Here is a 22,822-nt window from a genome sequence, read left to right on the forward strand (position 1 = left end):
TTATTTTTAATAAAAGGTTGTTGAATGTGAAGTACGATGATCAAGAAAAAACTGAAAAACCAACTCGTAATTATATTAAGAAAGCTCAAGATCAAGGTTTAAAAAATTATTCCATTCAGTTGAATACTTTTATGATTTTATTATCTGGTTTTTTATCAATTTGTATTTATAATAATCAGATTTTTTTATTTTTTATAAAAATACTTACTTTAGGTTTTTCATTTCAACATGATAATATTTTAGATAATTATTTAGATTCAGGTTTTTTACATTATGTACTAATACAATTTTTATATTTTTTTTTAATTTTTTTTTTTATTTCTTTTAGTTTTCTTTTAATTACACCTTTTTTTTTTAATGGTTTTTTTTTTAAATGGAGTTTTTTTAAGTTTTATTCATTAAAAATGAATATTTTTAATAAAATTAGTATGTTTTTTTCCTTGGAATTATATTTTAGTTTTTTTACGAAGTTAATGATGATACTGATGATATTTTTAACAACTTGGGTATATTTCATTTATTGGTTTTTTGAAATAAACAATTTAAGTTTTTTATTACCATTTTCATCTTTTAATATGATTATGAAATCATTATTTTATTTTTTTATTTTTATTTTATTTAGTTTAATTCCAGTAATGGTTTTTGATATTTTTTTTAAAAATATTTTTTATTATAGAAAATTAAAAATGAGTCGTAGAGAAATAAAAGATGAACAAAAAAAATCAGGTATAAATTTTCATATTAAACAGATAATTTATAAAAAACAAAATCAACTGCTGAAAAAAAAAATGTTAAATGTTAGTTTTGATAAATATGTTTTATTTTTTTCTTTAAATTATGCTGTTGTTATAAAATATTCTTTAAAAGAAAAATATGATTTAAAAATTATTTCTAAAGGTTGTGGTAAAAAAGTATTAAAAATTAAAGAAGTTGCTTTTAAAAATAATATTTTAACTATTTTAGAAACAAAATTAACGTATGATTTATATGTATATGGTGTAATAAATTCACCTGTTCCTGATAAATACTATAGTGAAGTTATTAAATTTTTAAAATGATTAAATTACTGAATTTTTCATGGATATTAAATTTTAATATTTAATTATTGTGAAGTTATTACTGATGTTGTATAAATTTTAATTCTGTGAGTATAGAATGATTATAAATATTATTTTTTTTACTATATTAAATATTATCAGAAAGATTAAATGGAAGAAATTATTTGGATCTATTTTTATTTTAATCATTTTATTCATGATGATATTACCACTCCCTTCTTTATTTTTGGATATTTTTTTTACATTTAATATCATTCTTTCAATTATGATGCTTTTAATTTCAATGTTTATAAATGATGTATTGGAATTTTCATCTTTTCCTACTATGTTATTATTTTCGACGTTATTAAGATTATCTCTCAACATTGCTTCTACTAGAATTATTTTGTTAAAAGGTCATTTGGGTCTATTTTCTGCCGGTCATGTTATTGAATCATTCGGTAATTTTTTAGTTGGTGGAGACTTTTTAATTGGAATTATTATATTTATTATTTTAATTATTATTAATTTTATTGTTATTACTAAAGGCTCTGAACGCATTTCAGAGGTGAGCGCAAGGTTTGCTTTAGATGGTCTTCCTGGTAAACAAATTTCAATTGATTCTGATTTGAATACAGGATCGATTAATTCGGATATTGCTAAATATCGCCGTTTAAAAATATTAAGAGAAGCAAATTTTTATGGTGCTATGGATGGTGCTAGTAAATTTGTTAGAGGTGATGCTATTGCAGGTATTTTAATTATGGTTATTAATATTTTTGGTGGTTTATTGATTGGAATTTTTAAACATCATATGAAATTAATAGAAGCTAGTACGTCTTATACGATACTAACTATTGGTGATGGATTGGTTGCTCAAATTCCTTCATTAATGATTTCAACAGCTGTTGGGGTTATTGTAACAAGAGTTGACACTAAAAAAAATATTAGTGAACAAATTTTTAATCAGATATTTCATAATACAAATGTTATTTTATTAACTAGTATTATAATTGGTATTTTAGGATTTATACCTGGAATGCCTAATTTGGTTTTTTTATTTTTTACATTTTTTTTAATATTAATTTTTTTAGTAATCAAAATGTCTAAAAAAAATATTTTGAATAAAGATGTTATGAAAACTAATAATATTAATAATATATCTAATTCTGATCATTATTCTTATAATGTTTCATGGAATGATGTTGTTTTAGAAGACGTGATACGTATAGAAATTGGTTCTATGTTAATTTCAATGATTGATATTAATAAAAAAAATAATTTATTTACTTTAATTGATCTTTTTAGGAGAGATTTTGCTAAAAAAATTGGTTTTTTACCTGATTCAGTACATGTTATTACTAACTTAAATTTGTCTCAAGACTTTTATCGTATTGTTATTAATGGTATTGAATATGGAAGAGGAAAAATTTTTATTGATCATTTGGTAGCTATTGATATGGGTAACGTAAAAAAAAATATTTCTGGAAAAAAAATAATAAAAGATATTTTTAAAATGCCTGCTGTGTGGATTCCAATATCTTTAAAATTAAAAGCTGAGAGATATCAATACTGTATTATAGATCCTGAAGAATTAATTATTACTCATTTTAGTAACATTATGTTTGAAAATTTAAAAGATATATTTAGAAGATCTGAATTGCAAAAACTATTAGATTATACATCCACTAAAATTCCAAACCTTGTTGATGAATTGATTCCAAAAATTATGGATTTAACATGTTTACATAAGGTATTAAAAAATTTGTTGATGGAAAATATTCCTCTTCGAGATATGCGAACCATTTTAGAAACATTGATTGAATATGCTTCACATAATCAAGATTCAGAAAAATTAACTAGTTTAGTTCGTTTGTCTTTAAGTAAATTTATTACACAAAATTTATTTTATAATAAGGATACGATTCATGTTATGCGTTTTGATGCAGAATTAGAAAATAAAATTCTAAAAATATTGGAATCTAAAGATATTGTTTTTGATCCTGTTTTTAAAGAATTATTATTAGAAAAAGTTGGTAATGCTATTTCATATCAAGAATCTATGAATGATCCCTTAGTGTTACTAGTGAGACATACTATACGAAGTTTTTTGTCTGTTTTTTTACGTGATTATTTTAAGAAATTAATTGTTTTATCTGATCTTGAAATATCAGATAATAAGAATATTATTGTAAAAAATATGATATCATTTTCAATATAATGGATACGACTAGTATCATTATAAAAATTTTAAGGTAGGTATTCCTAAAATTTTTAGACCTAATTTAATGGTTTTTCCTATTAAAAATGATAATTTTATTCTACTTTTTTGAGTTTTAATAGTTGAGGTATAAATAATAGGATATTTTTCATAAAATGTTGTAAATAATGAAGATATTTGAAATAAATATAAACATAGAATGTGTGGTTTTCCATCTTTTATCATAGATGTTATGATTTCTTCAAATTGTAATAATTTAATTGATAATTTTATTTCAAGATCAGTATTTAATATGCATTTCACATTAAGTTGTCGTATAGAATATTTTGATTTTTTGATAATGGATTGAATTCTTGTATATGTATACTGTATGTATAAAGCAGTATTTCCATTAAATGATAACATATTTTTCCAATCAAAAATATAGTTTTTTTTTCTGTTTTTTGATAAATCAGCGTATTTAATAGCACTAATTCCAATAATTTTTGATAAATATAGGATTTTTTTGTTATTGAAACTCGGATTTTTTTTTTTGATAATTTTTATTGATTTTTGTATTGATTTTTTTATTAAAGTTTTAAGTTTAATTAGTTTACCGTCTCTAGTTTTAAATGGTTGATTTTTTTTATTTAATACCATACCAAATTCATGGTGTTCAATTTTAATTTTTTTTTTGATATATCCTGCTTTTTTTGCAATAATTTGAATTTGTTTTAGGTGTTGTTTTTGTCGAACATCTGTATAATAAATTATTCTTTTTGCTTTTAATGTTTCTATTCGATATTTTAGACAAGCTATATCAATAGTGGAATATAAAAAGTTATTATTTTTTTTTTGAATAACAACACCCATCTTTTCACCTTTTTTATTTTTTATTTCATCAAGATAAATAATAGTTTTTCCATCATTCTCCATTGCAATTTTTTTTTTTTTTAAATCTGAAATCATGTTTCTTATCATTGGTATATAGAAGCTTTCTCCGGTAATATTTTTTTTTTTTAATTTTACATTTAGTTTTTTGTATATTTTTTGGTTTTCTATTACAGTAGTTTGAATTATTTTTTTCCATAATGATATGTAATGGTGATGAGAGTTGTTTAGTTTTGTGAGATATTTTTCTGATTCTTTTTTAAAGTTTTCACTTTTTTCATATAGTATCTTTGATTTTTGGTATAAAATTTCTAATTCTTTTAAAGAAATATTTTTTTCATTTATTACAATATTTTTTCTTTTTAATAGAGCAATCATCATTCCAAATTGTAATCCCCAATCTCCAATATGATTGATTCGAATTACATTATAACCCATGAATTCTATTACTCTAGACATTACATCACCAAGAATTGTTGATCTTAAGTGCCCAACATGCATTTCTTTTGCCATATTTGGTGAAGAGTAATCTATAATGATGTTTTTATTTTTTTTTTTTTTTATATCTAAACGTCTACAGTATGTAATATTTTCTATTTTTTTTGATAACCATTGTTTTTTTAAAAAGATATTAATGAATCCAGGATGTGAATATTCTATTTTTTCAAATATCTTTTTAGAATTTAAATATAAAATTATGCTATCAGACGTTTTTTTTATTGTTGTATTTATTTTTTTTGAAATTTCTATTATTCCATTTATTTGATAGTGTCCAAAATTTGATTTTGAAGATAGTTTTATAAGTTTAATATTTTTTTTTGATATATTTGATTTTAATGCTGCTTTTGTAATGTATGTAATTAATTTTTTTTGAATATTCATATGATGTCATGTGTTATATTTAAATTTTTTGTAAGTATACCTGATTTGTATTTTACAATATTATTTATTTATGATTTTATATTATAGTTTATTTTTAATGTAAATAATTTTTGATATACAAAATATTTTATTACAATTCTGAAAATTATATAAAAAATTAAAAAAACATGTTGACATATTTTTATGATCATGTAGTATGTATTTATAAGTGATTTACACTACGTTCTTTAAAAATTAATTAGATAATTATTGTGGGCACTAAAATTAACTGTCAAATATTCTCTTATAATTTAAAGAGATTAGATTTTTGAAGTTTTAAGCTACATCAATTGAAGAGTTTGATCATGGCTCAGATTGAACGCTGGCGGCAAGCCTAACACATGCAAGTCGAGCGGCAGCGAAAGAAAGTTTACTTTCTTGTCGGCGAGCGGCAAACGGGTGAGTAATATCTGGGGATCTGCCTAAAAGAGGGGGATAACTGTTGGAAACGATAGCTAATACCGCATAATGTTGGAAAACCAAAGTAGGGGACTTTTTAAGCCTTACACTTTTAGATGAACCCAGACGAGATTAGCTTGATGGTGAGGTAATGGCTCACCAATGCGATGATCTCTAGCTGGTCTGAGAGGACAACCAGCCACACTGGAACTGAGACACGGTCCAGACTCCTACGGGAGGCAGCAGTGGGGAATCTTGCACAATGGGCGAAAGCCTGATGCAGCTATGCCGCGTGTATGAAGAAGGCCTTCGGGTTGTAAAGTACTTTCGTCAGGGAAGAAATGAAAATAGCTAATAACTGTTTTCTTTGACGTTACCTGAAAAAGAAGCACCGGCTAACTCCGTGCCAGCAGCCGCGGTAATACGGGGGGTGCAAGCGTTAATCGGAATCACTGGGCGTAAAGAGCACGTAGGTGGATAATTAAGTTAGATGTGAAATCCCTGAGCTCAACTTAGGAACTGCATTTAAAACTAATTATCTAGAGTATTGTAGAGGGAGGTAGAATTCCAGGTGTAGCGGTGAAATGCGTAGATATCTGGAGGAATACCTGTGGCGAAAGCGGCCTCCTAGACGAATACTGACACTGAGGTGCGAAAGCGTGGGTAGCAAACAGGATTAGATACCCTGGTAGTCCACGCCGTAAACGATGTCAACTTGGAGGTTGTCTACTTGATAGATGGCTTCCGAAGCTAACGCATTAAGTTGACCGCCTGGGAAGTACGGTCGCAAGGCTAAAACTCAAATGAATTGACGGGGGCCCGCACAAGCGGTGGAGCATGTGGTTTAATTCGATGCAACGCGAAGAACCTTACCTGGTCTTGACATCCATAGAATTTCTTAGAAATAAGAAAGTGCCTAAGGGAACTATGAGACAGGTGCTGCATGGCTGTCGTCAGCTCGTGTTGTGAAATGTTGGGTTAAGTCCCGCAACGAGCGCAACCCTTATCCTTTTTTGCCATCGGTTCGGCCGGGAACTACAAGGAGACTGCCGGTTATAAACCGGAGGAAGGTGGGGACGACGTCAAGTCATCATGGCCCTTACGACCAGGGCTACACACGTGCTACAATGGTGCATACAAAGAGAAGCAATTCTGCAAAGACAAGCAAATCTCATAAAGTGCATCTTAGTCCAGACTGGAGTCTGCAACTCGACTCCACGAAGTCGGAATCGCTAGTAATCGTGAATCAGAATGTCACGGTGAATACGTTCCCGGGCCTTGTACACACCGCCCGTCACACCATGGAAGTGAGTTGCAAAAGAAGTGAGTAGTTTAACCCGTTAAAAGGAGAACGCTTACCACTTTGTGGTTCATAACTGGGGTGAAGTCGTAACAAGGTAACTGTAGGGGAACCTGCGGTTGGATCACCTCCTTATAATAAATTACACTTTAATTTTTTAAAGTGCCCACAATAATTATTGTGTACTTAAATAGGCTTGTAGCTCAGCTGGTTAGAGCGCACCCCTGATAAGGGTGAGGTCGGTGGTTCAAGTCCACTCAGGCCTATAATTTATGGGGCTGTAGCTCAGCTGGGAGAGCGCCTGCCTTGCACGCAGGAGGTCAGCGGTTCAATCCCGCTTAGCTCCAAGCAACGGTTATTTTATTTTATGAAAACAAAATATAGTAGAAAAATAGTAATAGATATTGAAACTACAGGAATGAATAAAGTAGATAAAATTTATAAAAATCATAAAATTATTGAAATTGGAGCTATTGAAATTATAGATAGAAGTATTACATCCAATACTTTTCATAAATATCTTAACCCAAATCAAGAAGTAAGTGATGAAGCATTCAAGATACACGGTATTTCAAATTCATTTTTAAAAAATAAACCAATTTTTCTTGATATTTATGATGAATTTATTAATTATATAAAAAATTCAGAAATTGTTGTTCATAATGAAGGATTTGATATTAGTTTTTTAGATTATGAAATAAAAAATATTAATAATAAATTTAAAAAAATATCTAAAATATGTAATATAATTGATACACTTAAAATAGCAAGGGATTTGTTTCCTGGAAAAAAAAACAACTTAGATGCTTTATGTAAGAGATATAATGTTCTAAATGTAAATAGAAAATTACATAGTGCTTTAAATGATTCGAAATTATTATCTGAAATATATTTAAGAATGACAAGAGTTCAGAAAAATATTGATTTTAGTCACAATATAAAAAATGAGTTTTTATTAATTAACAATAATGATTTTGATAAAAAATTAAAAGTTCTAAAAACAAGTTTACAAGAGAAAGAAAAACATATTGAATATTTGAACAATATGAAAAATTATCATAAATGTTTATGGATAAAATAGTATTAATAATTTATGATAAGTATTATTATTTGGTGCGATAGTTCAGTTGGTTAGAATATCGGCTTGTCACGCCGGGGGTCACGGGTTCGAGTCCCGTTCGCACCGTTTTTATAACATTAAAATATTTTAATATTTTATTTTATTTAAAACTTGTAAGGAATGTTATGAGTAAGAAACATATTGTGACATGGGATATGCTTCAAATATATACAAAAAAATTAGCTCATAAAGTACTTGCAATAAGACAATGGAAAGGTATTATTGCAGTTAGTAGAGGTGGACTAATTCCATCAGCGTTATTGGCTCGTGAGTTAAGTATTAGGTACGTTGATACAATTTGTATATCTAGTTATAACAATCGTTGTTTAAAAAAAATAAAAGTTATTAAAAAATCAGATATTTATGATGAAAATATTTTAATTATGGATGATTTAGTAGATACAGGTGGTACTGCTAAAATTATAAGGAAAATGTACCCAAAGGCATATTTTGTAACTATTTTTGCAAAACCAAGAGGTATATCATTGGTTGATGACTATATTATTGATATCCCTCAAGATATTTGGATTGAACAACCATGGGATATGGCAATATCTTATATTGAACCTTTAATTAAAGAAAAAAAAATTTTATAATTCAACTATATTTATTTAAATATATTATTAAAAAAGTTTTATTGTAAAGTTATGAAAAATAATATGAATCATATTAAAAATATTATATTTGATGAAGAAAAAGAAATTAATTTTATAAAAAAATTCTTTGAAAAGAATTCAAAAATTCTATTAAATAGAATTAAAAAAGATATTAAAAATGCTCATCAATATTCATTATCAAAAATAATTACATCTATATTATCTGATGTTGATAATTTAGAAAAATCATTAGAATTGTCTAAAACAACATTAGGATTTGAAGAAATATTTTTAGAATTAAAAAAAATTTTGAATAGCATATTAAATTTGTTATATACTACTCATGTGAGTACTATAAATGATAAATATGTGTTATTTAATCCAAATATACATCAAGCAATTGCACTATCTAATTCAAAACAGGTAAAATCAAATTATATCCTTAATGTTATGCAAAAAGGATATATTCTACATCAACGTCTTTTAAGACCAGCTATGGTTGTTGTAGAAAAATAAATAATATATGTAATTTATTATATTATGTATATAATGCAAATATATGAATTACATATAAAAAATAAAAATATGGTTTACATGAAAAATAGTAAAAAAAATTTTTTTAATGAAATTGTAAAAAACAAAAAAATATATTATGATTATTTTGTTGAAAATACATTTGAAGCTGGTTTAGTTCTAAAAGGATGGGAAGTAAAATCCATTAGAAATAAATCTGTTAATATTACTAATTGTCGAATTTTTTTTAAAAATTTAGAAATGTATTTATTAGGATTAAATATAAATCCTAATTATAATTCTGATATAAATAAAAATGTTAGTTTAATTCGTAACATAAAAGTATTATTAAAAAAGAAAGAGATTACTTACTTACATGGTAAGTATCAAGTTTCGGGATATAGTTTAGTGATATTATCTTTATATTGGAAAAATGCTTGGTGTAAAATAAAATTAGCTATTGTTAAGGGTAAAAAAAAACAGGATAAAAGACTTAATTCTAAAAAAGAAGAATGGATACTACAAAAAAATAAAATTATGAAAAGATTATTAAAATAATATGTCATTATTAAATAATGAACATGAATTCCAAAAAATAGATACTATGTGGATGCATTATGCTTTTACATTAGCAAAATATGCAGAAAAAATAGGTGAAGTTCCAGTTGGATCTGTTTTAGTATTTGATAATCGTATTATTGGATCGGGTTTCAATTGTTCAATTTCAAAACACGATCCAACAGCACATGCTGAAATTATAGCTTTAAAGGAAGGAGGAAGAACTTTAAAAAATTATCGTTTGTGCAATTCAACTTTGTATGTGACACTAGAACCATGTATGATGTGTTTAGGTGCAATTAAACACAGTAGAATTTATAGATTGGTTTTAGGTACTAAATATAAATTTAATCAATTAAATTATAGTATTATGGGGATTATAGAGAAACTAAAAAAAAAAATAATAATTGATGAATCAATTATGATGGATCCCTGTATTCAATTAATAAAAAAATTCTTTAAATCAAAAAGAATTTAAAATATACTTTTTATTTTTTTTCTAGTATTGCAACAGAACATATGTATTTTTTTTCATCAGTAATGCTAATATGTATAGATTTCAGATTTAATTGAAATGCAAAAATTTTTGCTTTGTTTAATAATTTAACATATGGTTTTCCTAATTTGTCATGTAATATTTCAAAACTTGTAAATTTAATTTTATTACGAAATCCCGTTCCTAGTGCTTTTGATATAGATTCTTTAACTGAAAATTTTTTTGCAATAAAATTAGTTTTTTTTTTTATTGTTAATAACTTTTTTAATTCTTTTTTGGATAAAATTTTTTTTGAAAATTTATGACCGAATTTGTTTACAATATTTTTAATTCTTTTAATTTTTAGAATATCTATTCCTAATCCAATAATTGTCATATTTTTTAATTTTTCTCAATTTTAATTTTAAAATATAGATTTATTTTATTTTTAAGGAATTTTTCTATATCTTTTTTTGATTTTTGACGACAAATATTAATTTTTATCCCATTTTTACCAATAATTATTTTTTTATGTTTTTTTTTATTAATAATAATTGAAGCATAAATATCGTGTATTCCTAAATTATTGATTTTATATTCATCGATATTGATTTTTATTAAGTATGGGATTTCTTGATTTAAAAAACGAATAAATTTTTCTCTAATAATTTCAGATATAAAGAATTTTTTTGTAAAATTTGTGGTATATTTTTTTTTATGATTTTTTATGTCTTGTTTTGTGTATTTGTTGATTAAATTAGATAATGTTTCAATATTTTCTCCAGTTTTTGCAGAAACTGGTATAATTTCTAAAAAATCATGTTTATTTTTCATTTTTTTAATGAAGGGTAATAATATTTTTTTATTAATAATGTAGTCAACTTTATTAATTACTAAAATACTTGGTGCTAATGATTCTTTAATTACTGTTAAAATATTTTTTTCTATTATTGTCCATTGTGTTTTATTAATAATAAATAGTATTAATTTTTTTTTCTCCTTATTTAATATTTTTAAGGTGTTATTGTAATTTTTATTTTCATTCATACCTGGTGTGTCTACATATTGTATCTTTTTTTTTTTTTGATTTAAAATTCCAATAATATTTTGTATTGTTGTTCCAGATTTATGAGATGTAATAGAAATTTTTTTACCAAAAATAGTATTCAGTATACTAGATTTTCCAACATTTGTTCTTCCAATAAAATAAATATATGAGGAATTGTATTGATTATTTTTCATTTTATTCCTAATTTTATTCTTGCTTGATAAGCAGCGTGTTGTTCTGCTTTTCTTCTACTGGAACCAATACCAATTACTTTTTGATTCAATTCAATAATTGAGCATGTAATAGTAAATAATTGGTTATGTGTTTCTCCATAAACTTGTACAGTAATATATTCTGGTAACGGTAAATGTTTAGATTGTAAGTATTCTTGTAACCTTGTTTTTGAATCTTTTTGTGTATCACCTGGTACAATTTTTTTTAATCTTTTTTTATACCATTTTAATATTAATTTTTCAACAATGTTGATGTTGCTGTCAAGAAAGATACTTCCAATAATTGCTTCAATAGTATTTGCTAAAATTGATTCTCTTTTGAATCCTCCGCTTTTTAGTTCACCATTTCCAAGTGTTAAATATTTTCCAATATTAAATTCCAATGCAATTTTTGTTAGAGTTTTACCTTGTACTAAAGTAGCTCGCATTCTACTCATTTCTCCTTCATTACTTTCTGGAAAAGTCTTATATAAAGCATTTGCGATTACGAAACTTAAAATGGAATCTCCTAAAAATTCTAACCTTTCATTATGTTTATTGCTAGCACTGCGATGTGTTAATGCTTGTTGTAAAAGTTCAATTTTTATAAAATGGTAACCTAATTTTTTTTGTAATTTTCGTATCACAATTCAACTCTTTATAATTTTATCATTTTTAAATATTTTATAAAATTTTACCAATTCGGTGAAAATTAATACCGGTTGGCCATTGATTTTTTTTCTTATCTATACTCATCCAGATGTAATCTACTTTACCTAATATATTATTTTCTGAAACAAAACCAAGATATCTACTATCTAAACTGTTATCTCGATTATCACCCATAACGAAATAATGTTTTGGTGGTATTAACCATATTTGTTTTGGTTGATCATTTTGTTGAAAGTATGATTTTAACTGGTTTTTTTTTGCATATGTAATTAAAATATTATACCTATATTTATCTATATTTTCTTTATAAATCATACAATTATAATTTAATATATTATCAGGATGATTAAATTTGGATACATCTAAAATATTTCTTTTAATATCTTTACTTTGGGTTTCGTTATATGCATCAAAAACATAGTGATGTACTAAAATTTTTTTATTATATTTTTCATTCTGATAATCTTGATAAATAGTTAAAATTTTGTTAATGCTATCATATGAGATTTTATCTCCAGGAAGACCAATAATTCTTTTTACATATTGTTTATTGTGATTATTATTATCATTAAAAACAACAATATCTCCTCTTTTAGGAAGGTGATAAGTGAATATTGGTTTATTTGTAAAAGGGTTTTTAATATTATAAAAATTTTTTTTTACAAGTATATAGTCTCCAGGTAATAGTGTTGGCATCATAGATTCTGAAGGAATATAAAATGGTTCATAAAAAAAACATCGTATAATAAGGATTAAAAATAACATTGGGAAAAATGAACCAAGATAAGATAGTTTATCAATATAATTTACTGGTTTAATATGATTTTCATAATATGATTTTTTATGTATTTCAATATTTTTTTTAAACTGGTTTTTTTTATTGATGAATTTTTTAATTTTTCTAGTAATCCAGATAGTTCCTGTTACAAATACTGATATCGTTAATAAATTAGTAAAATTATTTTCCATACTTTTCCTTTATAATTATAAAAGATTAATGCATTGATTAAAATTATGATTTATTTTGAAATATTGAAAAAAATACTGTGTGTGGTATGTTAATGTTCCCTATTTTTTTCATCTTTTTTTTTCCCATTTTTTGTTTTTTTAATAGTTTTTTTTTTCTACTAATATCTCCTCCATAACATTTTGATAATACATTTTTTCTTAGTTGTTTAATATTTGCTCTAGCAATAATATTATTACCAATTGCTGCTTGTATTGCAATATTAAATTGTTGTCTTGGAAGTAATAATTTAATTTTTTCAACTATTTTTTTTGCTGTATCATAAATATGATTTTGATGAACAATAGAGGATAATGCATCAATTTTTTCTGAGTTAATTAATATATTTAAACACATTATATCAGTTTTTTTAAAACATTTAAAATTATATTCTAAAGAAGCGTATCCATTTGAAACAGATTTTAATTGATCAAAGAAATTAATAATTATTTCTGAAGTTGGTATTTCATATTGTAAAGATACTTGTTGTGCATGATACGTGATATTTTTTTGTATTCCTCTTTTAGTTAAACATAATTTCATAATTTTACCAATATATTTTGATGGTGTTAAAATATTACAAAATGATATTGGTTCTCTACATTCTTTTATGTTATTTAATTTTGATAAATAATTTGGGTTATTTAAATAAATTGTGGTATTATTTTTTTTATACACTTCATAAATTACAGTTGGAGTTGTGGATATAATATTTAAATTATACTCTCTTTCTAACCTTTCTTGTATAATTTCCATATGTAATAATCCTAAGAAACCACATTTAAAACCAAAACCTAATGCGCTAGAATTTTCAGGCTCAAAAATTAATGCTGAATCATTGAGGCTTAATTTTCCTAGTGCAATTTTAAAGGTTTCATATTGTTCACTATTTGATGGAAATAATCCTGCAAATATCTTAGGTTTAATTTTTTTAAAACCAGAAAGAGCAAATTTTGTTGGTCTTTTTTCTGAAGTTAATGTATCTCCTACAGAAAATGATGTAATATCTTTTATTCCACATGTAATCCATCCTACTTCTCCACATATTAAAGATTTTTTTTGTTTTCTTTTAGGTGTGAAAATACCTATTTTTTGTATAAAATAAGTTTTTTTTGTACTAATGACTTTAATATTTTCTCCTATTGATAATTTTCCATTCTTAATTCTTACTAAAGATATTACACCTAGATAGTTATCAAACCATGAATCAATTATAAGAGCTTGAAGTTCAGATGTAACAGATCCTCCTGGTGATGGAATATCAGTGGTAATTTTATTTAAAATATCAATTACACCTTCTCCAGTTTTTGCTGAGCATTGTATAGCATCTTTTGTTGAAATTCCAATGATATCTTCAATTTCTTGCATTACTCGCTTAGGATTGGATGTTGGGAGATCTATTTTATTTAATATTGGTATTACTTTTAATTTCATTTTTAATGCTAGATTACATGTTGCAACTGTTTGTGCTTCAACACCTTGACAAGAATCTACAATTAATAATGCTCCTTCACATGCACTTAGAGATCTAGAAACTTCATATGAAAAATCTACATGTCCAGGAGTATCAATAAAATTTAAATGGAATTTTTGTTTTTTTTGATTAATGTATTGTATTGTAACACTTTGTGCTTTAATTGTAATTCCACGTTCTTTTTCAAGATCCATTGAATCCAGTACTTGTTCTGACATTTCTCTTTGTGTTAAACCACCACATATTTGAATAAATCTATCTGATAGTGTTGATTTACCATGATCAATATGTGCAATAATCGAGAAATTTCTTATGTTCTTATGTATCATATTGATTTTTAATCTCTTTAAGTGATTAATAATGTTTATTATACTCATCATTAAAAAAAATAATACGATTATATATTATTTAAATCATTTTAAAATTTTCATACTATAATAATATAATAAAAAAATTTATAAAAATTTTTATAAATATATATAATTAGTAATTATATATGATATTTTAAAATTATTGATCATCATGATAAAACCTAAAAAAGTAATTCTTGGTATGTCTGGAGGTGTTGATTCTTCAGTATCTGCTTATCTTCTTTTAAAGAATAAATATATTGTTGAAGGTGTATTTATGAAAAATTGGGAAGAGGATGATAAATTTAATTATTGTTCCGCATTAGAAGATTTAAATGACGCGCGTAATGTATGTAAATTTTTAGGTATTCATTTACATGAGATAAATTTTTCTCATGAATATTGGAATTATGTATTTAAGGATTTTATATCTGTTCATAAAAAAGGAAATACACCAAATCCAGATATTTTATGTAATCAAAAAATAAAATTTGGAGTATTTTTTGATTTTTCTATGAAACAATTAAATTCAGATTATATTGCTACAGGACATTATGCACAAATTTCATATTTTAATCATAAACCAATGCTATTACGTAGTACAGATCTTTTAAAAGATCAAACATATTTTTTATATACTTTAAAACATTATCAATTAAAAAAAATACTGTTTCCTATAGGTCATTTAAAAAAATATGAAGTTCGAAATATAGCAAAAAAAATTAATTTATTAAATTCTCAAAAAAAAGATTCTTTTGGTATTTGTTTTATTGGTCCACGTAAAATGTCAAATTTTTTAAATCGATTCATTAGAAGTTTACCAGGAAACATTGTTACGATCCATGGATATATTATTGGTATACATACTGGTTTAGTGAATTATACAATTGGACAAAGAAAAGGTCTTGGTATTGGTGGAAAAAATGATAAAAAATTATTACCATGGTATGTAATGAAAAAAAATTTATTTAAAAATAGTTTAATTGTTGTTCAAGGTCATCAAAATAATAAATTATTTTCGATAGGTTTAATTGCTAGAAATGTAAATTGGATTAATAAAGATAACGTATTAGATATTTTTAAATGTACGTTAAAAACTAGATATCGACAAAAAGATATATCATGTAAAATAACATTATTAAATTTAAGATCTGTAAAAGCGATTTTTAGTCAACCTGTTTCATCAGTTACCATTGGTCAATCAGTAGTGTTTTATCAATATGATATATGTTTGGGAGGTGGAATTATTACATCTTCTATACCCTATTATCCAGATTCAAAAATTGATTAATATTTATATTATACTTTAAAGTATTTATTTGGAAGATTTTATATATGGAAAATTTCTATTTATCCGCAATTTCTCCTGTAGATGGAAGATATCATAAAACAACTTCTGTTCTTAAAAATATATTTAGTGAATATGCATTTTTAAAATTAAAAGTAAAAATTGAAATTAGATGGTTGCAAAAATTATCTAAGGTATCTGGTATTTTTGAGTTACAAAAATTTGATGATTTCACAAATGATGCATTGAATAATATAATAAAAAACTTCAATTATAATGATGCAAAAGAAATTAAACAAATAGAACATATTATTCATCATGATACTAAAGCTATTGAATATTTTTTAAAAAAAAAAATTTCTAAATTAATACCAAAAAAAAAATCAATGATAAATTTTATTCATTTTTCTTGTACTTCAGACGATATTAATAATTTAGCATACGCTAGTATGATGAAAAGTACTATATTTACAGTATTGTTACCATATTGGGAAAAAATTATATTAGTAATTAAAAATATGGCAATAAAATTTAAAAATATTAGTATGGTTTCTAGAACTCATGGTCAACCAGCTACTCCTACAACCCTGGGTAAAGAAATGTCAAATTTTTATTCACGTTTAATATTACAAAGCGTTAATTTAAAAAATACAAAAATTTTTGGTAAAATCAATGGCGCTACAGGGAATTATAATGCACATGTAGTTTCTTATCCTGATATTGATTGGGAAAAAGTAAGTGAAAGTTTTGTTAATGATTTAGGTTTTACGTGGAATTCTTGTACTACTCAAATTGAACCACATGATTATATATCAGAAATATTAAGTTGCATTATACGATTTAATACTATTTTAATTAATCTTAATCAAGATATTTGGGGTTATATTACATTACATTATTTTAATCAAAAATGTAGTACAAATGAAGTTGGTTCTTCTACTATGCCTCATAAAATTAATCCAATTCATTTTGAAAAATCGGAAGGAAATCTTGGTTTATCTAATTCTATTATGAATCATATGATATTAAAACTACCTATTTCAAGATGGCAAAGAGATTTAAGTGATTCTACTGTACTAAGGAATCTTGGAGTAACTATTAGTTATTCAATCATTGCATACGATTCAATTTTATTTGGATTAAATAAAATCCAAGTAAATACTATAAATATTGAAAAGGATTTAAAAGATCAGTGGCAATTATTAGCTGAACCAATTCAAATGGTTATGCGTCGTTTTGGAATTAATGATGCATATGAAAAATTAAAACAACTAACTCAAAATAAGAATATTGACGCTAATCAATTGCACAAATATATTGATTCATTAAATATTCCATCATATGAAAAAAATAAGTTGAAAAAATTAACACCAATTAATTATATCGGTAATGCTGTGGAGATAGTTAATAAAATATGTAATTGATTGTTTTTTATAATATGATGTATGTACTTTAATTTATAAAATTATTTTTAGGAATATGATGGGATTTTTAAAAAATAAAAAAATTTTAATTACCGGGATATTGAATAAAAGATCAATTGCTTATGGTATTGCTCAATCTATGTATTCTCAAAATGCATCTTTAGCATTTACATGCATTAACCAAAAACATAAAAAAAAAATACAAAGCATTGCTAAAAAATTTAATTCTAAAATTGTGATTAAATGTAATTTTTTTTACAATCATGATGTTAAAAACTTATTTTTACGTTTATCAAAATATTGGAAAAGCTTTGATGGTTTCGTTCATGCATTAGCATATATTCCAAAAAAACAATTTTTTGAATATGATCTTAATAATATTAATAAAAAAGATTATTTAAATACACATAATTTTACTTCTTATAGTTTAATACATATGTTGCAATTATGTCAAAAACAATTAAATAAAAACTCTTCAATTATTACATTAACATATTTAGGATCTAAAAAATCAATTCCTTATTATAATGTTCTTGGTTCAGCAAAATCTTCATTAGAAGCTAACGTAAGATATATTGCAAATATTCTTGGTAAACATCAAATTAGAATTAATGCCATTTCTTCAGGGCCTATTAAAACAACATCTTCATATAGCATTCCTAATTTTAAAAAAATTTTAAATTATTCTAAAAATTATTCTCCTATAAGAAGGTTAATTACAAATTATGAGATTGGAAATGTTGCTGCATTTTTATGCTCTAATTTATCTAGCGGGATTACTGGTCAAATCATTTATGTTGATGGAGGTTTGAGTATATCTGGAATGAATCATTTACAATGATGATTATTTATTTTATAAATTTGTTTAATTATTGGATAAATATCTATGTTTCAAAATAATCGATTATTGATACCAATGAAAATGACATGTAAATTAAAATCATTACAAATTTCTGGAATTGTTAAAAAATTTAAAAAAGGTTTTGGTTTTTTAAAAGTAACATCAAAAATAAATTATTATATTCCTCCTAAATATAACAAGTATGTTATGCATGGAGATCGTATTGTAGCGGAATTGTATTATCAAAATGGTAAAAAATTTGTAAGACCTATTATTTTAATTAAACCATTTTTAAAAATATTTATGGGTTATATTAAAAAAATAGGAAATAATGTTTTTATTAAGCCGGATTATCCTTTAATTTCAAATTTAATTATTTGTGACGTTAAAAAAAATAATGCACGTCATATTCATGATAGAGACTGGTTTATTGCAAAATTAATTCAACATCAATTAAATAATGGAAAAATATTTCAAGCAAGGTTAATTACATTAATCTCTTCCTATAATGACCCATTACTTCCTTGGAAAGTAGTGTTATCTAATCATAAAACTAATTATAAGTTTCCTAATATTTACAATTATGAAATTAATTTCAATAAAAAAATATTTCGAAAAAATCTTATACATTTAAATTTTATTACTATTGATCATGAATGTACGAAAGATATTGATGATGCATTATATGTTAAAAAACATGATAATGATGATATTACTATAATTATTGCTATTTCTGATCCTACTGCATATATTAATATTGGTAGTAATTTAGATGTTATTGCATCAAAAATGTTATTCACAAATTATTTACCAGGATTTAATATTCCAATGTTACCTAGGATACTTTCAGAAAATAAATTTTCATTACACCCTAACGTTAAAAAACCTGTTTTAGCATGTAAAGTTGTTATTGATAAATACGGTAATATTAATAAAAATTTTAATTTTTTTTTAGCATGGATAAAATCTCATGCAAGGTTAACATATGAAGATGTTGAAAAATTAATTGAAGGTAATAGAAGTTGGTATCATAAAACTAGTATCATCAATCAAATTAATGTATTACATGAATTATGTAATAGAAGAATGAAATGGCGTAAAAAAAATGCTGTAATATTTAAAGATAAAATAGAATATAAGTTTCATTTTTCTAGTAGTCATGAATTGATAAAAGTTACTTTTCAAAAAAGAGGAATTGCACATAAAATAGTAGAGGAGACAATGATTCTTGCAAATATTATTGCATCAAAATTTATATCAAAAAATTTGGGTTTTGGTGTATATAATTCACATATTGGTTTTAATGAAACCAATGCTAAGAATGTTTCTTTAATATTAAAAAATAATGGTATATACATTAACTCTAATAATATTACTACTCTATTAGGATTTTGTGAATTTCGTCGTATTTTAAATACTATTTCTACATGTTACATCGAATCCTGTATTCAAAAATATCAATCTTTTAGTGTGATGAGTTTAACACCAAAACCGCATTTTGCTCTAGGATTCAATGAGTATTTAACATGGACATCTCCAATACGTAAATACAGTGATATGATTAACCATAGAATAATTAAAAGTATTATTTTAGGTAATTCAGCGATTAAACCAAATCAGAAAATGATAATGAATATTATGGATTGTAAAAGAAGACATCGAACTATAAAAAAAAACATTGAAAATTGGTTATATATAAACTTTTTTTATAAAACTAAAAAAATAAATCAAATTTTTCAGGCAAAAATATTTGATATTTTACCGTATGGTATACGTGCTCAATTAATAATTAATGGAGCTAATGTATTTATACCAATGTGTCATATACATCATGTTCAAAAAGAAATTATTTGTAATCAAAAATATGGTATTTTATATTTAAAAAATAAAGAATTATATCGTATCTCAGATAATATTAGTGTGATTATTATTGATATACAGTTTGATAGTCGTAGTATTATTGCTAAACCGATTTAGTTTTATAGATGATATTTTAAATGAATATTTATTTTTCTATCAAAAATATAGATTTCATATTTTTAAAAATATAAATGTAGTAGTTTTATAGTTTCGATATTATACTATGAAATAAGGATTAATATTTTCAAAACTGAGGAGATAATGTGGATTATGTAGATTCAGATTTTAAGATTTATTTAAATTTTTTTGCAGTATTATTTGCATTAATAAATCCTATTGGTATGATACCAATTTTTATTGGTATGACTGGATTAAGATCACAAAACGATAGAAACCGAATTAATCTTATTTCAAATATTACTGCAGCTAGTATTTTAATTGTTTCTTTATTTATTGGTAGTTTTATATTAAGTTTTTTTGGTATTTCTATTGAATCTTTTCGTATTGCTGGAGGTTTATTAATTATTAGCGTTGCAACATCTATGATTAATGGACAATTAATGAGTAAATTACTTTTAAAAAATAATAAAAATAAAGTTGCATATAATAAAGAAAATATTAGCATTATCCCTTTAGGAATGCCATTAATTGCTGGACCTGGAGCTATTAGTTCAACAATCATATGGAGTACACATCATAATCATTATAATAATATGATAGTAGGTAGTATATTAATATTGTTTTTTTCATTCATGTGTTGGTTATTATTTCAACTTGCACCGTATTTTATTAGGATTTTAGGAAATACTGGAATTAATATTTTAACAAGAATTATGGGTTTATTATTGATGTCTCTTGGAATTGAATTTATTATTGCTAGTATTAAAATAATTTTTACAAAAATATTATAAATATTATAAAATATTTATACTATTCTTTTAACTCAGATAATTTTATATAATGTTGAAAAATACATATATTATAATTCGTAATTTGCATTTCGAAGATTGGAAAACAGTTTATAATTATATGAATGATTTTACGAATATTCGTAATAAATATACATTGGATGAAATCTTATTAGTAGAACATTATCCTATTTACACTACAGGACATGTATTAAATGATGATAAAAAAATAAAATATATTCATAATATTCCAATAACATCATCAAATCGAGGTGGAAAAATTACATATCATGGTCCTGGACAACAAATAGTATATTTATTACTAAATTTAAAACAAAATAAGATCAATATTAGACAGTTATTATTTTATATTGAACAAATTGTTTTAAATACTCTATATACTTTTTCTATTATTGGTAACAATAATAAATTGTATCCTGGAATATATGTAGATAGTAAAAAAATTTGTTCGATTGGTTTACGTATTCAAAAAGGTTGTTCTCTTCATGGTTTTGCATTAAATGTAAATATGGATTTAAAACCATTTTTTTATATTCATCCATGTGGTATTCAGGATATGATTATGACACAAATTTCTGATATTAAACCTGAAATTTCATTATATTATGTAAAAAAAATTTTAATTGAAAATATTTCAACATTTTTTAAAATATTATGCATTAAAAATTATTTTTAATTCTTACTATTTTAAGATAGTATTATTATTATTTTATTAATATTTTTTTAATAATTGGAATTTTACATGTTAAATATTCATCAAAATAACTTAAATAAAAAAAATTTAAAAAATAATCATTATAAAAAAAAAAATAATTCATTAAAACCTAAATGGATTAGAATTAAATTACCAACAAAATTTAACCATGTAAATAAATTAAAAAATATTTTAAGAAAATATGAATTACATACTGTTTGTGAAGAAGCTCGTTGTCCTAATTTAACAGAATGTTTTCATAATCATACTGCTACATTCATGATTTTGGGAAATATTTGTACTAGAAAATGTTCTTTTTGTGCTGTTAAAAAAGGAAGACCTATACTTGTTGATCCTCATGAACCTGAAAAATTATCAAAAGTAGTAGATAAAATGGGTATTAAATATATAGTAATTACTTCAGTTAATAGAGATGATTTAAAAGATGGTGGAGCCACTCAATTTTCAAATTGTATTCATCATTTACGTAAAAAAAATGAAAATATTAAAATTGAAATCTTGGTTCCAGATTTTAGAAATTCATTAAAATATTCCATTGATATTATTTCTAAAAATCCTCCGGATGTTTTTAATCATAATATAGAAAATGTACCACGATTATATCAATTGATTAGACCAGGTGCAAACTATTATCAATCTTTAAAATTATTACAATATTTTAAAAAAAAACACCCGAATATTTTTACTAAATCTGGTTTAATGTTAGGTTTAGGGGAAACTGAAAAAGAAGTTTTACAGGTTCTTCAAGACCTCAGAAATCATGATGTTAATATGTTAACATTAGGTCAATATTTACAACCTACTCAGAATCATATACCAATAAAAAGATACGTCACTCCTTTAGAATTTCAACATTTATATGAAGAAGCCATATCTATGGGTTTTACAAAAGCTTTTTGCGGTCCTCTTGTACGTTCTTCTTATCATGCTAATGAACAAGTAAAATAAATGACTGAATGTATGAGATATGTAATTATTTAATATGTATATTAT

20 protein-coding genes, 3 tRNA genes and 1 rRNA gene are annotated in these 22,822 nt (G+C 24.1%); 18 read left to right on the top strand and 6 right to left on the bottom strand.

The genetic code is table 11. From position 1 onward, the window contains the following. Positions 1-26 precede the first annotated feature (26 nt). Entirely contained in the window at positions 27-1,058 is a 1,032-nt protein-coding gene (locus tag AB4W46_RS00885) for an EscU/YscU/HrcU family type III secretion system export apparatus switch protein (protein WP_367678662.1), read from the top strand. Between the two features lie 97 nt (positions 1,059-1,155). Beyond that, entirely contained in the window at positions 1,156-3,258 is a 2,103-nt protein-coding gene (locus AB4W46_RS00890; RefSeq protein ID WP_367678663.1) for a flagellar biosynthesis protein FlhA, read from the top strand. Positions 3,259-3,276: 18 nt separating this feature from the next. Here the strand turns inward: AB4W46_RS00890 and argS are convergent, their stop codons facing one another. Further along, positions 3,277-5,010 (bottom strand): arginine--tRNA ligase, encoded by a 1,734-nt coding sequence (gene argS / locus AB4W46_RS00895; RefSeq protein WP_367678664.1) that lies wholly within the window; start codon positions 5,008-5,010, stop codon positions 3,277-3,279. 326 nt (positions 5,011-5,336) lie between these two features. On the opposite strand from argS, the gene AB4W46_RS00900 reads away from it, so the two are divergent. From AB4W46_RS00900 to tadA, 9 genes are all read left to right on the top strand, one after another. After that, positions 5,337-6,883, top strand: a 16S ribosomal RNA gene (locus AB4W46_RS00900). Positions 6,884-6,940: 57 nt separating this feature from the next. Beyond that, a tRNA-Ile gene (locus AB4W46_RS00905) sits at positions 6,941-7,014 on the top strand. 8 nt (positions 7,015-7,022) lie between these two features. Beyond that, positions 7,023-7,095: transfer RNA gene (locus tag AB4W46_RS00910), tRNA-Ala, on the top strand. 20 nt (positions 7,096-7,115) lie between these two features. Further along, positions 7,116-7,829, top strand: coding sequence for a DNA polymerase III subunit epsilon (gene dnaQ / locus AB4W46_RS00915; protein WP_367678665.1), 714 nt, complete (start codon positions 7,116-7,118; stop codon positions 7,827-7,829). A 31-nt stretch (positions 7,830-7,860) separates the two neighbouring features. Next, positions 7,861-7,934: transfer RNA gene (locus tag AB4W46_RS00920), tRNA-Asp, on the top strand. 59 nt (positions 7,935-7,993) lie between these two features. Then, on the top strand, positions 7,994-8,464 hold the full coding sequence (gene gpt / locus AB4W46_RS00925) for a xanthine phosphoribosyltransferase (RefSeq protein ID WP_367678666.1): 471 nt from the start codon (positions 7,994-7,996) through the stop codon (positions 8,462-8,464). 63 nt (positions 8,465-8,527) lie between these two features. Continuing rightward, positions 8,528-8,980, top strand: a complete 453-nt coding sequence (locus tag AB4W46_RS00930; RefSeq protein WP_367678667.1) for a nucleotide exchange factor GrpE — start codon at positions 8,528-8,530, stop codon at positions 8,978-8,980. A 78-nt stretch (positions 8,981-9,058) separates the two neighbouring features. Continuing rightward, entirely contained in the window at positions 9,059-9,535 is a 477-nt protein-coding gene (gene smpB / locus AB4W46_RS00935; RefSeq protein ID WP_367678668.1) for an SsrA-binding protein SmpB, read from the top strand. Position 9,536: 1 nt separating this feature from the next. Beyond that, a complete protein-coding gene (gene tadA, locus AB4W46_RS00940; RefSeq protein ID WP_367678669.1) occupies positions 9,537-10,013 on the top strand; it encodes a tRNA adenosine(34) deaminase TadA in 477 nt (158 codons plus the stop codon). Between the two features lie 10 nt (positions 10,014-10,023). On the opposite strand, the gene acpS is transcribed toward tadA, so the two are convergent. Genes acpS through lepA form a run of 5 tightly spaced genes read right to left on the bottom strand, consistent with a single transcriptional unit; the run spans position 10,024 to position 14,751 of the window. Then, positions 10,024-10,407 (bottom strand): holo-ACP synthase, encoded by a 384-nt coding sequence (gene acpS / locus AB4W46_RS00945; protein ID WP_367678670.1) that lies wholly within the window; start codon positions 10,405-10,407, stop codon positions 10,024-10,026. A gap of 5 nt (positions 10,408-10,412) precedes the next feature. Next, positions 10,413-11,252 carry a GTPase Era gene (gene era, locus AB4W46_RS00950; protein WP_367678671.1) on the bottom strand — a complete coding sequence of 280 codons (840 nt, stop codon included), beginning with the start codon at positions 11,250-11,252 and terminating at the stop codon, positions 10,413-10,415. After that, the gene (gene rnc, locus AB4W46_RS00955) at positions 11,249-11,920 is read right to left on the bottom strand and encodes a ribonuclease III (protein ID WP_367678691.1); all 672 of its coding nucleotides are present in this window, start codon (positions 11,918-11,920) and stop codon (positions 11,249-11,251) included. The genes era and rnc overlap by 4 nt, the downstream gene beginning before the upstream one ends. Before the next feature lie 34 nt (positions 11,921-11,954). Beyond that, a complete protein-coding gene (gene lepB / locus AB4W46_RS00960; RefSeq protein ID WP_367678672.1) occupies positions 11,955-12,911 on the bottom strand; it encodes a signal peptidase I in 957 nt (318 codons plus the stop codon). Between the two features lie 43 nt (positions 12,912-12,954). Beyond that, the gene (lepA, locus tag AB4W46_RS00965) at positions 12,955-14,751 is read right to left on the bottom strand and encodes a translation elongation factor 4 (RefSeq protein WP_367678673.1); all 1,797 of its coding nucleotides are present in this window, start codon (positions 14,749-14,751) and stop codon (positions 12,955-12,957) included. A gap of 187 nt (positions 14,752-14,938) precedes the next feature. Here lepA and mnmA point away from each other — a divergent pair, with 187 nt between their 5' ends. From mnmA to lipA, 7 genes are all read left to right on the top strand, one after another. Continuing rightward, positions 14,939-16,063: a tRNA 2-thiouridine(34) synthase MnmA gene (gene mnmA / locus AB4W46_RS00970; RefSeq protein ID WP_367678692.1), complete on the top strand. Its 1,125-nt coding sequence runs from the start codon at positions 14,939-14,941 to the stop codon at positions 16,061-16,063. 44 nt (positions 16,064-16,107) lie between these two features. Then, positions 16,108-17,484, top strand: coding sequence for an adenylosuccinate lyase (purB, locus tag AB4W46_RS00975; RefSeq protein ID WP_367678674.1), 1,377 nt, complete (start codon positions 16,108-16,110; stop codon positions 17,482-17,484). 58 nt (positions 17,485-17,542) lie between these two features. Beyond that, positions 17,543-18,325, top strand: a complete 783-nt coding sequence (locus AB4W46_RS00980; protein ID WP_367678693.1) for an enoyl-ACP reductase — start codon at positions 17,543-17,545, stop codon at positions 18,323-18,325. Positions 18,326-18,370: 45 nt separating this feature from the next. Next, positions 18,371-20,302 carry an exoribonuclease II gene (locus tag AB4W46_RS00985; RefSeq protein ID WP_367678675.1) on the top strand — a complete coding sequence of 644 codons (1,932 nt, stop codon included), beginning with the start codon at positions 18,371-18,373 and terminating at the stop codon, positions 20,300-20,302. A gap of 146 nt (positions 20,303-20,448) precedes the next feature. Next, positions 20,449-21,096 carry a YchE family NAAT transporter gene (locus AB4W46_RS00990; protein ID WP_367678676.1) on the top strand — a complete coding sequence of 216 codons (648 nt, stop codon included), beginning with the start codon at positions 20,449-20,451 and terminating at the stop codon, positions 21,094-21,096. A 52-nt stretch (positions 21,097-21,148) separates the two neighbouring features. Next, positions 21,149-21,790 (top strand): lipoyl(octanoyl) transferase LipB, encoded by a 642-nt coding sequence (gene lipB, locus AB4W46_RS00995; RefSeq protein WP_367678694.1) that lies wholly within the window; start codon positions 21,149-21,151, stop codon positions 21,788-21,790. A 66-nt stretch (positions 21,791-21,856) separates the two neighbouring features. Continuing rightward, entirely contained in the window at positions 21,857-22,777 is a 921-nt protein-coding gene (lipA, locus tag AB4W46_RS01000; RefSeq protein WP_367678677.1) for a lipoyl synthase, read from the top strand. Positions 22,778-22,822 lie beyond the last annotated feature (45 nt).

It is taken from the genome of Buchnera aphidicola (Panaphis juglandis) (assembly GCF_964059065.1).
Taxonomy (GTDB): Bacteria; Pseudomonadota; Gammaproteobacteria; order Enterobacterales; family Enterobacteriaceae; genus Buchnera_L; species Buchnera_L aphidicola_AM.